General features: G+C 68.3%; 14 protein-coding genes. 8 read left to right on the top strand and 6 right to left on the bottom strand.

Going from position 1 to position 13603, the window contains the following annotated elements; all coding sequences use genetic code 11:
- Positions 1-13 precede the first annotated feature (13 nt).
- The 3 genes from Q7V45_RS17725 to Q7V45_RS17715 are packed head-to-tail and all read left to right on the top strand — an operon-like array spanning position 14 to position 3556.
- Positions 14-1537, top strand: a complete 1524-nt coding sequence (locus Q7V45_RS17725; protein ID WP_304854413.1) for a hypothetical protein — start codon at positions 14-16, stop codon at positions 1535-1537.
- Positions 1452-2300, top strand: coding sequence for a hypothetical protein (locus Q7V45_RS17720; protein ID WP_370692622.1), 849 nt, complete (start codon positions 1452-1454; stop codon positions 2298-2300). The genes Q7V45_RS17725 and Q7V45_RS17720 overlap by 86 nt, the downstream gene beginning before the upstream one ends.
- A 32-nt stretch (positions 2301-2332) precedes the next feature.
- On the top strand, positions 2333-3556 hold the full coding sequence (locus Q7V45_RS17715) for a glycosyltransferase family 4 protein (protein ID WP_304854410.1): 1224 nt from the start codon (positions 2333-2335) through the stop codon (positions 3554-3556).
- Positions 3557-3568: 12 nt separating this feature from the next.
- Here Q7V45_RS17715 and Q7V45_RS17710 read toward each other — a convergent pair whose 3' ends face one another.
- The 3 genes from Q7V45_RS17710 to Q7V45_RS17700 form a co-directional block, all read right to left on the bottom strand.
- A complete protein-coding gene (locus Q7V45_RS17710) occupies positions 3569-4822 on the bottom strand; it encodes a HAMP domain-containing sensor histidine kinase (RefSeq protein ID WP_304854408.1) in 1254 nt (417 codons plus the stop codon).
- A gap of 121 nt (positions 4823-4943) precedes the next feature.
- Positions 4944-5636, bottom strand: coding sequence for a response regulator (locus tag Q7V45_RS17705; protein ID WP_304854407.1), 693 nt, complete (start codon positions 5634-5636; stop codon positions 4944-4946).
- 56 nt (positions 5637-5692) lie between these two features.
- Complete coding sequence (locus Q7V45_RS17700) at positions 5693-6175, bottom strand: Spy/CpxP family protein refolding chaperone (protein WP_304854406.1); 483 nt, start codon at positions 6173-6175, stop codon at positions 5693-5695.
- 104 nt (positions 6176-6279) lie between these two features.
- On the opposite strand from Q7V45_RS17700, the gene Q7V45_RS17695 reads away from it, so the two are divergent.
- Positions 6280-6828: a GNAT family N-acetyltransferase gene (locus Q7V45_RS17695; RefSeq protein WP_304854404.1), complete on the top strand. Its 549-nt coding sequence runs from the start codon at positions 6280-6282 to the stop codon at positions 6826-6828.
- On the opposite strand, the gene hisN is transcribed toward Q7V45_RS17695, so the two are convergent.
- Entirely contained in the window at positions 6795-7565 is a 771-nt protein-coding gene (gene hisN, locus Q7V45_RS17690; RefSeq protein ID WP_304854402.1) for a histidinol-phosphatase, read from the bottom strand. The genes Q7V45_RS17695 and hisN overlap by 34 nt on opposite strands.
- 1 nt (position 7566) lies before the next feature.
- On the bottom strand, positions 7567-8097 hold the full coding sequence (locus tag Q7V45_RS17685) for a cytochrome c family protein (protein WP_304854400.1): 531 nt from the start codon (positions 8095-8097) through the stop codon (positions 7567-7569).
- Between the two features lie 174 nt (positions 8098-8271).
- Between Q7V45_RS17685 and Q7V45_RS17680 the strand changes: the two genes are divergently transcribed.
- From Q7V45_RS17680 to Q7V45_RS17670, 3 genes are read left to right on the top strand one after another with little or no spacing between them, the layout of a single operon-like run.
- Positions 8272-9180, top strand: coding sequence for a prephenate dehydratase (locus tag Q7V45_RS17680; RefSeq protein WP_304854398.1), 909 nt, complete (start codon positions 8272-8274; stop codon positions 9178-9180).
- Positions 9181-9188: 8 nt separating this feature from the next.
- Complete coding sequence (rpe, locus tag Q7V45_RS17675) at positions 9189-9851, top strand: ribulose-phosphate 3-epimerase (protein ID WP_304854396.1); 663 nt, start codon at positions 9189-9191, stop codon at positions 9849-9851.
- Positions 9848-10771 (top strand): glutathione S-transferase family protein, encoded by a 924-nt coding sequence (locus Q7V45_RS17670; protein ID WP_304854394.1) that lies wholly within the window; start codon positions 9848-9850, stop codon positions 10769-10771. The genes rpe and Q7V45_RS17670 overlap by 4 nt, the downstream gene beginning before the upstream one ends.
- Positions 10772-10940: 169 nt before the next feature.
- On the opposite strand, the gene Q7V45_RS17665 is transcribed toward Q7V45_RS17670, so the two are convergent.
- Positions 10941-11834 (bottom strand): sugar phosphate isomerase/epimerase, encoded by an 894-nt coding sequence (locus tag Q7V45_RS17665; RefSeq protein WP_304854392.1) that lies wholly within the window; start codon positions 11832-11834, stop codon positions 10941-10943.
- 62 nt (positions 11835-11896) lie between these two features.
- Between Q7V45_RS17665 and Q7V45_RS17660 the strand changes: the two genes are divergently transcribed.
- Complete coding sequence (locus Q7V45_RS17660) at positions 11897-13582, top strand: helicase HerA-like domain-containing protein (RefSeq protein WP_304854390.1); 1686 nt, start codon at positions 11897-11899, stop codon at positions 13580-13582.
- Positions 13583-13603 lie beyond the last annotated feature (21 nt).

The raw sequence follows: 13603 nt of genomic DNA, 5'->3' as shown, positions 1-13603 counted from the left end.
TGCGACGGCGCTCATGAGCCGCAGCGAACTGTCGGCCGCTCTGGCGGAGGCCGCTGCCACTCCCGACGAATTCCCGGAAGCTCGCTTCGACGGCCGCGGCATCGTCATCTGTGCCGGCGGCCCGCGCCTGTTCACGTGCGCCTGGATCTGCATCGGCAGGCTGCGGCAACTAGGCTGTACCTTGCCGATCGAGGTCTGGTTTCTCGGATCACAGGAGATGAGCATGCCGATGCGTGGCCTGCTCACCGACCTTGGCGTCGATATGGTCGACGCCTTCGAGGTAGCGCGGCGCCATCGGGTCCGGCGGCTCGGCGGCTGGGAACTGAAGCCCTATGCGCTGCGCCACTCGCGCTTCCGCGAGGTGCTGCTGCTCGACGCCGACAACGTGCCTGTCAGGGATCCGTCCGACCTGTTCGACCACGCGGCCTTCCGCACGACCGGGGCGCTGTTCTGGCCCGACCTGCTGCGGCTGTCGCGGTCGAACCCGATATGGCGTCTCGCGGGGCTGGAGCCGAGGGATTGCCCTTCGTTCGAATCGGGACAGCTGCTGCTCGACAAGTCACGCTGCTGGCGCGCGCTCGGCCTGGCGCACTGGATGAACCAGCGATCGGACGAGTTCTACCGACTGCTGCACGGCGACAAGGACACGTTCCTGATCGCCTGGCTGATGCTGGCCCAGCCGCACCATCTCGTGGCCCATCCTCCCAAGCAGCTCGAGGCCACGCTGTGCCAGCGTGATCCGTCGTCCGGCGCCGTACTGTTCCAGCATCGCAACGGCGCCAAATGGGTGCTCCAGGGCGAGAACCCCGTCATCGAGGGATTCCGCTTCGAGGCCGAGTGCTTCGCCCTGCTGGCGGCGCTGGGCGAGCGCTGGGACGGGAACGTCTTTCATCCGCCGGCCCGGTCGGCGGCCGCCATCGCGATCGAGCGCGAGCTCGCGCAGACGCGCCGGTTCCTCTACGTGCGCGTCACGTCGGATGAACGGAGCATCGAGTTGCTGCCCGATCATCGCCTTGGCGGCGCCCCCGGCGAGTCGTTCTACTGGCATGTCGCCGAGGATGCGGCCGGGCCCGCCGTGGTGCTTTCGGGCAATGGCGCGATCCACACGCGTCTGCGCCGGGCGAGCGACGGGACGTGGCGCGGCAAGCTTCTGCATCCGCCGTACAGCCCGACCGCGCTGCTTCAGGGGGAGCCTATCGCCGATCCGCGGCCGGCGGCGGCGGTGATCGCGACCGGGTCGCTCGATGAACTGCTCGAACGCACTCTGGCGCACTACGAAATGCTGCCCGGCGATGGCGAGACCCTGCGCGATTTCGCGGGCTTCCTGCGCACCCTCGCGACCCTCGATCCGTCCGCGCGGGAGCGGCTCGATGCCATCGCAGGCAACGCGGCAAGCCCCGGGCGCGCGCGGCTGCTCCAGGTCGCTTTCGACGGCTGGTCTGCACCTTCCGATGGTCCTGCGGGCCACGGCATTGCGCCGGGACATGGCTGGAACCGCCATGCCTTTCCACTTGGCGGCTATGACCCCGCCCTCTAGTCCGCCGGCCATCCTCATCCTCACCCCGGTGAAGGATGCGATGCCCCATCTCGATCGCTACTGGAACAACCTTCATCGCCTGGACTGGCCGCTTGAGGCGCTCTCCGTCGGCCTGCTCGAAAGCGACAGTCTCGACGATACGTTCGGACGATTGGCGCAACACGCCGCCGCAGCCCGGTCGCGCTTTGCGAATGTCGGCGTCTGGAAGCGTGACTTCGGCTTCCACCTGCCGGCCGGCGTGCCGCGCTGGAGCCATCCGTGGCAATTGCAGCGCCGGCGTGTGCTCGCGCGGGCGCGCAACCATCTGCTTTTCCAGGCCCTGGCCGACCACGACTGGGTGCTGTGGCTGGACGTCGACGTCGTCGAGTATCCGACCGACCTGTTGCAGCGCCTGATCGCGGTCGGGCGCGATATCGTTCACCCGCATTGTGTCCACGACTATGGTGGACCGACCTTCGATCGCAATGGCTGGCGCGATCGCGGTACCGTCCACATGGATGCGCTGCGCGGCGGGCCCGACCTGGTGCGTCTCGACAGCGTCGGCGGCACCGTGCTGCTGGTACGCGGCGACATCCACCGCGACGGGCTCATCTTTCCGCCGTTCCCCTACCGGCCGGGCCATCCCGCGGCCCGGCGGCCGGGGCCGTGGGGCCCGCAGATGGAAGGCGAGATCGAGACCGAGGGGCTCGCCCTGCTTGCCGCCGACATGGGCCACCAGTGCTGGGGGATGCCAAACCTCGAAGTTCTCCACGCCCGCGACTGATGCGGCGACGGGTGCTCCTCGTGACGCCGGTCATGCCGCGACACACCGGCAGCGGTCTCGCCCGACGCGCTGCGATGACGCTCGCCGCTCTCGCCCGTGACGACGAGGTCGACTTGATCGTGGTGCCGGTGGTCGGCGGCGAGCTGTCGCCTCCCGACCACGTTCTCCGCGAAGCGGCGCGGGTCCACATCCTGCCGCTTGGGGAGCATCTCGATCCGCATGTCGCACTGATCTCGCGCCTGACCGATCCGCTGGAGAGGGCACGTGCGATGGAGCGCTATCCGAAGCCGTTCCTCGCACGGTTCTGTACGGTGGCCAGCGCAGGAGCGGTGTTCGATTGGGCGCGGATCCGTCCGCCGTCGATGGTCCACGTGATGCGGCTCTACCTTGCACCCCTGGTCGATCCATTCCTGCGGCTTGCCCCTGCGGCGCGCCCGGAAATGGTTCTCGATCTCGACGACGACGAACTGGAGACGCGAACGAGGCTGGCCGATCTTCGCCGCTTGCGCGGCGAGGAAGAGGCGGCGCGGCACGAGGAGTGGGAGCGCGCCAAGTACGAGACCTACGCCCACCGCTACCTGGCGGCGTTCGACCGGGTGTCGCTTGCCAACCCCGTCGATGCCGAGCGGCTCGGCCGTCAGTTCCCCGCTGCGCGAACGGCGGTCGTGCCCAACGGCGTTCTGCCGCCGGACCACGTGCCGCGGCATGAGCCGTCGATCGAGGGTCCGCTTCGCCTCCTGTTCGTGGGCACGCTCGAGTACCTGCCCAATGCCGACGCGGTCGATTTTCTGTGCACGACCATCCGCACGGCGCTGCATCGCCTGTCTTCGTACGAGATCGCCATCGACATCGTCGGTGCGGGTGGCGACCATCTCGCAGGCCGGTTTGGCCGTCTGGAGGATGTGCGGCTGCATGGATACGCGCCCTGCCTCGCGCCGTTCTACGCGGCAGCCGACGTTGCGATCGTTCCGATCCGTGCCGGCGGTGGGACGCGGCTCAAGATACTCGAGGCCTTCGCCCACCGTGTACCGGTCGTCAGTACCGCGCTCGGCGCCGAAGGACTCGGCGCTGCCGACGGTGGGGAGCTGCTGATCGGCGACAGCGCGGCATCGATCGCCCGCGCCTGCCTGAGGATCAAATCCGATCCCGCCCTCGCGCGGCATCTTGCCGGCCGGGCGGGCGTCCTGGTTGCACAGTCCCATGGCCTCGACGCTGTCGCGGCTGCGCTGCGGCGCCTCCGTGGGGCCAAGGTTTGAGGAAGCCGAACTTCACGCCGCCGGCAGATCAACTCTGAAACGGCTGCCACCGCCCTCGGCCTCCAAACACACCACATCGCCGCCGTGGCGGCGGGCAATATCGAGCACCAGCGCGAGGCCGAGGCCGCTGCCGCGGCCGCTCTCCGACGCGCCGGCCAGGCGGTAGAAGGGCTCGAAGATGCGCTGGCGTTCGGCCTCCGGCACGCCGGGGCCGTGATCGATGACGTCGAGCACGGCGCGGTTGCCTTCGCGCGTGACTGAAACCTCGATCGGGGTGCCGCCGCCGTAACGCTGCGCGTTCTCGACCAGATTGCGCACCAGGCGGCGCAGCAGGGTGCGGTCGCCGGAGACGGTGACCGGCTCGCCGTTCACCTCGACGTCGTAGTGCGAGGCTTCCTCGGCGGCCAGCGCCAGCAGGTCGACAGGCTCGTGCTGCTCCAGCGTGGGCAGCGCCTCGAGGCGGCTCGCCAGCAGGATCTGCTCGATCAGCTCGTTGAGTTCGGCCACGTCCCGCTTCAGCGATTCGCGGGTCCTGGGATCGGCGGCATCGCCCAGCAGGGAGGCCGCGACCGAGATGCGGGTGAGCGGCGTGCGCAGCTCGTGACTGGCGTTGGCCAGCAGCAGGCGGTGGGCCGCCACCAGCGCCTCGATGCGCTCGGCCGAACGGTTGAAGCTGGCAGCCAGCGCTGCCACCTCGTCGCGGCCCTCGACCTTCACGCGGGCGCCGAGATCGCCGCCGCCCAGCCGGTCGACGCCGGCCTTGAGCCGCTCCAGTCGTCGGCCGAGCCCGCGCACCACCGGGAAGGCGGCGATCGCGACGGCGACGGCGACCAGACCCAGCGCCGCGGCGATCCAGAAAATCGGGTTGGGCCGTTCGCGCACCTGCCGTGCCACCAGCCAGCGTCCGTCCGGCAGTTGCAGCACGAAGTTCGGCCCGCCGGGCCCGCGCCGCCAGCCGGTGCGCGCGCGGTTGGGATCGAAGCGCGGCGGCGGCTTGCCGGCCATGGCGATCATGTCGCCGTCGGGCTCGTAGAGTGCGATGTCGAAGCGCAGCTTGCGCTGCAGCCCCTCGATCGCGCGCTGCTGCTCGGGACGCGGCGCCGTCGCGTCCGGCAGCAGCGCGCCGGTCAGTTCGGCCGCGACGTCGAGATATTGCGGCGTGCGATTGTCATCGTCGGCCACCCGCCACAGCAACACCGCCGCGCCGACGAACACCGCCAGCACGACGAGGATGGTGACGTAGAACTGGAGGTAGAGGCGCTGCATGGTCAGCGGGCTGCGGGCGACACAAAAATTGTCATCCCGAGCGTAGCGAGGGACCTTTCCTGTGGCCTCAAAGGTCCCTCGCTACGCTCGGGATGACAGGGGGTTCGTTGCGATGACATTCCTAGCGATCCTGATCCCTGGCGAAGACATACCCGGTGCCGCGCAGGGTGAGGATGCGGCGCGGCTTCTTGGGATCGTCCTCGATGGCGGCGCGGATGCGGCTGACATGGACGTCGACCGAGCGGTCGAAGGCTTCGAGCTTCTCACCCTTCAGCACATCCATCAGCGCATCGCGCGAGAGCACGCGGCCAGCGCGCTCGGCCAGCGCCAGCAGCAGCGCGAACTGGTAGGAGGTGATGGGGCGCTCCTCGCCGTCGACGCGGACCACGCGGGCGCCCTTGTCGATTTCCAGGCGGCCGAAGCGCAGCACGTCCGACTTCGGCGCCGACGATCCCTTGCGGCGCAGGATGGCGCGCAGGCGGGCCTGCAGCTCGCGCGGTTCGAACGGCTTGGCGAGATAGTCGTCGGCGCCAAGTTCGAGGCCGACCACCCGGTCCATCGGCTCGCCGCGGGCGGTCAGCATCAGGATCGGCACGTCGCTGGTGGTGCGCAGGCGGCGGCAGAGATCGAGTCCGTCGGCATCGGGCAACATCAAGTCGAGGATCACCGCGTCGAAGGTCTCGCGCTTGAGCTGGGCCTCGCCGTCGCGGCCGGTGTTGGCCACGGTCACGCGAAAGCCCGCCCCGCCGAGATAGTCCGAAACCATCCCGGCGAGGCGGTCGTCGTCGTCGATCATCAGGATGCGCTCGGCCATCGGCTCAGTATCGGACCGGCGCGGTCCCGATGTCATCTTTCGTCAGCCCTTGTCGCTTAGCCCTTCTTGGGGCCGTGCTTGTGATCGCCCCAGCTCTTGTCGCCCCAGGTCTTGAAGAAGGCCTGGCGCTGGCTGGCGTTCAGCACGTTGCCGGCGTCCGTCAGCGCCTTGGTGAAGCGCTTCGAGCTCTCGTCCGCGATCTTCATCTGCTCGACGCGAATCTGCTCGATCTTCGCCGGGTCGATGGTCGGGGCCTCGAGCGCCGCGCGCATCGCGGCGCGGTTCTCGGCGCGCTGGGCGTGCAGCGGCTTCATGTCGGCGAAGACGGTCTTCAGGATGCCCACGATCTGCTTCTTCTGGTCCTGCGTCGCGTCCGTGCCGTTCAGCGCCTTGTCGACGCGCTTCTCGATGCGCTCCTGGAACTTGGCCGGATCGACCGACCCGCCATCCGCCCGCGCAAAGGCCGGCATGCCGGCGGTCGCCGCCAGGCTGCCCGCGAGGAGGGCGGCCAGTGCCGTCTTGATGCTGAGGTTCGTCATGTCTGTCTCCATCTGGTTCGGGTGCTGTCCCCGTGAAGCCAAGATGGTGGGTCCCGGTTTCGCGCCCATCTCGCGCCGGTAAAGTTGTGTAAAGTGCCTCCACAATGACGATCGTGACGACCGAGCGCCTGTCGCTCAGGCCCCTGCTGCCGGCCGACGCCGAAGACTATGCCGCCATGCGCTTTCATCCTGAGGTCGCCAAGTGGCTGCCGCCGGCCCCTGGCAAGGCGCAGGAAGGCGATTTGGTGGCGGCGGCCCATGCCGCGATCGAGCGCTTCGCCGCGTCCTGGCAGCAACGCCGCCTGGCCCCCTGGGGCGTGTTCTGCGAGGGACGGCTGATCGGCCATGCCGGGCTGAATTTCATCGAGCAGTTCGACGGGGTCGAGGTGCTGTGGTCGCTGCATCCCGATGCCTGGGGCCAGGGCTACGCGACGGAAGCGGCGCGCGCGGCCCTTGCCTACGGCTTCGAGACGCTGGGACTCGACTCCATCTTCGCGATCACGCTGGAGGAGAACCGCGCGTCGCGGTCGGTCATGGAGCGGATCGGCCTCACCTACCGCAAGCGCGTCGACTACAAGGGCTTCACCGACATCGTCTGGTACGATGTCGACCGGGCCACCTACGCGGAGAGGATGTCCAGCGCGGCGCGGTGAACCGCGGGGTCGCCGGCGGCGACGACGGTGCCGTCGGACTGCATGTCGAGGGCGTTGCCCTTCCAGTCGGTGATGGTGCCGCCGGCGCCGGTGATGACGGGAATGAGCGCGGCATAGTCGTAGAGCTTGAGATCCGCCTCGACGACCAGGTCGACATGACCCGACGCCAGCAGCCCGTAGGCGTAGCAGTCGCCGCCCCAGCGGAAGAGCTTCACCTTTTCGGTGAGGGCCTGGTGCGGCTTGGCGTAGCCGCCGGCGAACATGGCCGGCGCGGTCGAATACATGTAGGCGCTCGCGATGGCCGCGCAGGCCCGCACCGAGATCGGCTTGCCGTTCAGGGTCGAGCGCTCGCCGTCGACGCCCAGCCAGCGTTCCTGCAGGATCGGCTGGTCGATGATGCCGAGCACCGGCTTGCCGCGATGAAAGAGGCCAATCAGCGTGCCGAACAGGGGCAGGCCGGTGATGAAGGCCTTGGTGCCGTCGATCGGGTCGAGCACCCAGACATACTCCGCGTCGGTGCGGACCGCGCCATGCTCCTCGCCGAACACGCCATGGTCGGGCATGTGGCGGTCGAGCAGCTCGCGCATCGCCGTCTCCGCTTCGCGGTCGGCGATGGTGACGGGGCTTAGGTCGGACTTGTCGTCGACCGTGACACCGGTGCGGAAGTAGCGGGCCGCGATCGGCCGGGCGGCGTCGGCCAGCTGGTGGGCCAGCGCGACGAGATCGGGCGGAACCACCCTAGGGCAGCGGTGCCGGCGTGTCGGCCATGGTGCGCATGTAGGCGATGATGTCGGCGCGATCCTGCTCCTTGGGAAGGCCGGCAAACGCCATCTTCGTGCCGCGCAGGTAGGCGGTCGGCTTGAAGATCAGATGATCGATGTCCTCATAGTTCCAGTCGCCGCCCTTGGCGGTCATCACCGACGAATAGCTGAAGCCTGCATGGCTCGCCTTGGGACGGTTGACGATGCCCCACAGGTTCGGTCCGACCTTGTTGGCGCCACCCTTGTCGATCGTGTGGCAGGCGACGCACTGCTTCTGGAACAGGGCCTTGCCGGCGTCGACATTGGCGCTGGCGAGCTTCGGACCGATCGGCGGAATCTCGATGGCGGCCGGCGCGGCGGCCGTCTGCGTCGGCGCGTCGTCGGTGACGGCGAGCGCCGGCTTGTCCAGCTTGTGCGGATGCACGACGGCATTGGAAACCTTGCCGACCACCATCGCGAAGAGGGCGGAAGCCAAAACGCAGCCTGCAATCGTGTTGAAACTGGCCATGTCAAATCCCGAAGCGGCGAATTCTACGGACGCTGCTGTAGCATGCCCGCACGGCCGCCAGTAGTATTCCATCACGTCCGGAGGATCGCGCGGCGGAACGTCGCAAGTGCCGGATATTACGGGGTTTTTCGCCTATCGATGGGCCTCGGATCGCGGCACGGGAGAGTTCGGCAAATGGCAAAAGGTCGGGGCGAGAAGCGGCAGGGCAAGGCCGCCGCCAGCAATATCATCGCCTTCCAGGGCGAGCCGGGCGCCAATTCCGACATGGCCTGCCGGGCGGCCTTTCCTTACATGACGACCCTGCCGTGTCCGACCTTCGATGCCGCCATGGGCGCCGTCCAGGCCGGCAAGGCGGAGCTGGCCATCATCCCGGTCGAGAACTCGATCGCCGGCCGCGTCGCCGACCTGCACAGCCTGCTGCCGCACACCAAGCTGAAGATCGTGGCCGAGCACTTCCAGCGGGTCGAGCATTGCCTGGTGGCCCTGCCGGGGGCGTCGCTGAAGTCGATCCGGACGGTCAAGAGCCACGTCCAGGCGCTGGCCCAGTGCCGCAACTTCCTGAAGAAGAACCGGCTGCAGCCGGTGGTCCACGCCGATACGGCCGGCGCCGCCCGCGAGATCGCCGAGATCGGCGACCCCAGCGTCGGCGCCATCGCGTCGTCGCTGGCCGCCCGCATCTACGATCTCAAGGTGCTGGCCAAGAACATCGAGGACGCCGACCACAATACGACGCGCATGCTGGTGTTCTCGCGCGAGGAGGCCCATCCCGACTGGCGCACCGTGCAGTGCATGACGGCCTTCCTGTTCCGTGTGAAGAGCCGCCCGGCGGCGCTGTACAAGGCGCTGGGCGGGTTCGCGACCAACGGTGTCAACATGGTGAAGCTGGAAAGCTATCTCTCCGGCGCGCGCTTCGAGCAGGCGTTGTTCTATGCCGAGGTCGAGGGCCATCCCGAACAGCGCAGCGTCCTGCTGGCGCTCGAGGAGCTTGGGTTCTTCTCCGAGGAGCTGAAGATGCTGGGCTCCTTCCCGGCCAATCCCTTCCGCCGCAAGGGCTGGGAAGCCCCGACCCGCCCCGGCACCTGAGGCCCACCATGCCGCAACAGCCCGTTCGCATCGCCCCCTCCATCCTGTCGGCGGATTTCGCCGCCCTTGGCCGCGAGGTCGAGGCGATCACCGAAGCCGGCGCCGACTGGATCCATGTCGATGTGATGGACGGGCATTTCGTGCCCAACCTCACGATCGGCCCGATGGTGGTGAAGGCGCTGCGCAAGCACAGCAAGCAGCCCTTCGACGTCCACCTGATGATCTCGCCGGTCGATCCGCTGGTGCCGGCTTATGTCGATGCCGGTGCCGACGTGATCTCCTTTCACCCCGAGGCCGGTCCGCACGTCCATCGCACGATCCAGCTCATCAAGGGCCTCGGACGCAAGGCGGGCGCGGTCCTCAATCCGGCGACGCCGCTGGCCGCCATCGAGCATGTGCTGGGCGATCTCGACCTCGTCCTGGTGATGAGCGTCAATCCGGGGTTCGGCGGACAGGCCTTCATCGAGAGCCAGCTCGCCAAGATCGCCGCCCTGCGCAAGGCGATCGACGCGCTGGGCAAGCCGATCGATCTCGAGGTCGACGGCGGCGTCAACGTCGAGACCGCGAAGCGCTGCATCCGTGCCGGCGCCGACGTGCTCGTCGCCGGCACGGCCGTGTTCAGCGGCGGTCCCGAGCGCTATGCGGCCAACATTGAGGCATTGCGTTCATGAGCGACATGATCCTGCATCACTATCCGAATTCGCCCTTCTCGGAGAAGGTGCGGGTGGCCTTCGGCGTCAAGCAGGCCGCCTGGAAGTCGGTCGTGATCCCGAACATGCTGCCCAAGCCCGACCTGATGCCGCTGACCGGCGGCTATCGCAAGACGCCGGTGATGCAGGTCGGCGCCGACATCTACTGCGACACGCAGCTCATCATGCTGGAGATCGAGAAGCGCGCGCCGACGCCGCCGCTGCTGCCGAAGGGCAGGGAAGGCGAGGCGCGGGCGCTCGCCATGTGGATCGACCGCAACATCTTCTGGGCCGCCGTCGGCGTCGTGATGGGCGCCCTCGGCGACAAGCTGCCCGAGGCCTTCCTCAAGGACCGCAGCGCCTTTACCGGCCGCTCGTTCGATGCGGCGGCGTTGAAGGCTGCGGCGCCGGTGGCACTGCAACAGACCTACGCCCAGCTCGCGCTGGCCGAACAGATGCTGGCCGACGGGCGGCCGTATCTGCTGGGCGATGCGCCCTGCCTGGCCGACTGCGCGCTCTACAATCCCGTGTGGTTCATCAAGGAGCGGCTGGGTGGCGGCAAGCCGGTTGCGCCGCTCGACCGGCTGCCCCTGATCACGGCCTGGTCGGAGCGCATGAAGGCCGTCGGCAGCGGCAAGCCGAGCGAGATGGGTGCCGCCGATGCCATCGCCATCGCGAAGGCCGCGACACCCGAGGCGACCCGCGTGGAGGCCGACGATCCCAGCGGCCTGAAGGCCGGCCAGACGGTCAGCGTCACGCCCGACGATACCGGCAAGGTGCCGGTGAGCGGGACGCTGGTCGGGCTGACGAACGACCGCGTCTCGATCAGGCGCCATGACGAACAGGTCGGCGACGTAGTGGTCCACTTCCCCCGCGCCGGCTTCATCATCACGCCGGCGTAGCGCACTGAAATAAGCCCGTCGTCTCGACCGGAGCACCGAAGGTGCGGAGCGGAGAGACCTTTTTTCCTGCTCAAGCCGTCAAATCGGGGAAAAAAGATCTCTCCACTCCGCCGAGCTACGCTCGGCTCCGGTCGAGATGACGGAGTACTTTTGTATTCAGGGCATCGTTCTAGACGACCTCGACGCCGATCTCGGCCGCGATCCTGCGCAGCGCGGCGACGGAGCGTGCGGTCGCGTTGCGCGCGTCCTGCGGGCAATGCGTCTCGATGCTGGCGTGGATCTGCCCGATCGGCCTGGGAGCCTTCGCCGCCTCGGTCAGGAGCCGCGTGAGTTCCGCGGCCCAGGGGACGTTGCCGTCGCCCAGGGGCACGGTCCGGTTGGCCGCCGTATCGCGGTCCTTGAGGTGGATGAGATCGACGAGCGGGGCCAGGGACGCGATCTCGGCGTCGGTCGGCGGCGCACCCATCGCCCAGGCGTTGCCGATATCGACCAGGGGGCGCAGCTGGACCGGCAGCGGAATGGGAGCCATGGCCTCTTCCATCGACGTGAAGAACTGGGCGAGGTCGCCGACCGAGCCGATGTTGCAGACCGGCTCGTTCTCGATCTCGACGTTGATCGAATAGGTGAGGGCGAGATCGGCCAGCCGCTCGAAGCGTCCGAAGAGATCGGACGGCCTGTAACCGGGATAGCGCAGGTGACTGAAGACGCGGATCTTCTCGGCGCCGAACACGGTGGCCATGTCGAACGCATGCACCAGTGGATCGTCGGCGGGGCAGTCGGCTGGATCGAAGGCGAAGTCGACCTTGCCGCCTTCGCTGCCCTTGCCGGGCGCGGGCCATTTCAGCAGCGGCGAGACGAAGGTCGGCACGGTGAGACCGGCCTGCTCGATCCGGCGCGCGATCACGCCGCCCTCCTCGAGCGACATGGCGAGCAGGTTCCTGCCTTCCACCGTGCGCATGTCGAGGCGCCGTACCTCGTGTTCGGCGCAGAAGGAGATCATTTCGTCGAGGGAGGGACCGATTTCGTCGCCGATGACGGCGAGCGCGAGACGAGGCAGGAGCATGCGGCTAACCTACTATGGACGGACCTCTTTGGCTAAAGTGGAGGGCGAGCAAGGGAGACGGCATGAGCGACGACGCGGCGATTTTCGTGGGGGCCAGCACCGCCGACCAGTATCTTCTCCTGAAGTATGCCAACCGTCACGGTCTGGTCGCCGGCGCCACGGGAACGGGCAAGACCGTAACCCTGCAGACCATCGCCGAGGGCTTCTCGGCCTACGGCGTGCCGGTTTTCATGGCCGACGTGAAGGGCGACCTGTCCGGCGTCAGCCAGCCCGGCGGCAGCAATCCGCGGGCGCTCGAGCGTGCGAAACAGCTCGGCATCGACGGCTATGGCGGCCGCGCCTTCCCGACGATCTTCTGGGACCTGTTCGGCGAGAAGGGCCATCCGATCCGCACCACGGTGAGCGAGGTCGGGCCGGTGCTGATGGCCCGCCTGCTGCAGCTCAACGAGACCCAGGAAGGGGTGCTCAACATCGTCTTCCGGATCGCCGACCAGCAGGGGCTTCTGCTGCTCGACTTCAAGGACCTGCAGGCGCTGCTGCAGTGGGTGGCCGAGAATGCCGGCTCGCTCACGACTGAATTCGGCAATGTCAGCAAGCAGTCGGTCGGCACCATCCAGCGCCAGCTCCTGACTCTCAGCCAGCAGGGCGGCGAGGGGTTCTTCGGCGAGCCGGCCCTGGTGCTGACCGACATGATCCGCTGCGATCCGTCGGGCTATGGCGCCATCAACATCCTGGCGGCCGACCGGCTGATGCAGAGCCCGCGCCTCTACGCGACCTTCCTGCTGTGGTTGCTGTCGGAGCTGTTCGAGTCGCTGCCCGAGGTGGGTGATCTCGACAAGCCGAAGTTCGTCTTCTTCTTCGACGAGGCGCATCTGCTGTTCGACGACGCGCCCAAGGCGCTCCTGTCGCGCATCGAGCAGGTCGTGCGGCTGATCCGTTCCAAGGGCGTCGGCGTCTACTTCATCACCCAGAACCCGCTGGACCTGCCGGAGACCGTGCTGGGCCAGCTCGGCAATCGCGTGCAGCATGCGTTGCGCGCCTTCACGCCGCGCGACCAGAAGGCCGTGAAGGTGGCGGCCGAGACGTTCCGCCCGAACAAAGGCTTCAATGCCGCGCAGGCCATCACCGAGCTCGGCGTCGGCGAGGCGCTGCTGTCGTTCCTCGATACCAAGGGCGTGCCATTCCCGGTCGAGCGATGCTTCATCGCGCCGCCGCAGGGCCGCATCGGGCCGGCCACGGCGGAGGAGCGTGCGGACGTGATGGCGGCGAGCCCGCTGGCCGGCAGATACGACAAGGTGGTCGATCGCCAGTCGGCCGACGAAATCCTGACGGGTCGGGTTGAGGCGTCGGCAAACCCCGACCCTGCGCCGGCCCCGCGCCGCCGCGGTCAGTACGGCTCTGTGCCGCCCACCGTTCCCGCAACGACCGGACCCTGGGGGCCGCGGACCGATCCGCGACCGGCCGAGGTCGAACAGCCGGTCCCGCCGGCGCCGCGGCCGGAACCGCGTCTGAAGAAGGCACAGCCCCAGCCACAGCCGCCCACGCCGGCGCCGAAGAAGGTGCCGGCAGGCCGTCAGCGCGATTCCGTGGGCATCACGGTCGCCAAGGCGGCCGGCCGCAGCATGGCCACCATTGCCGCGCGCGAGGCGGCGAAGGCCGTGTTCGGCAGGGGCAAGGCCGCATCGATCGGCGCCAGCGTCGGCGGCGCCGTGTTGCGCGGCGTACTGGGCTCGATCCTCAGAGGCTGATCCGCCGGGTCCGGCGGCCGC

This window comes from Reyranella sp. (genome assembly GCF_030651995.1).
Taxonomy (GTDB): Bacteria; Pseudomonadota; Alphaproteobacteria; order Reyranellales; family Reyranellaceae; genus Reyranella.
This window is presented reverse-complemented; position numbering and strand designations above follow the sequence as displayed.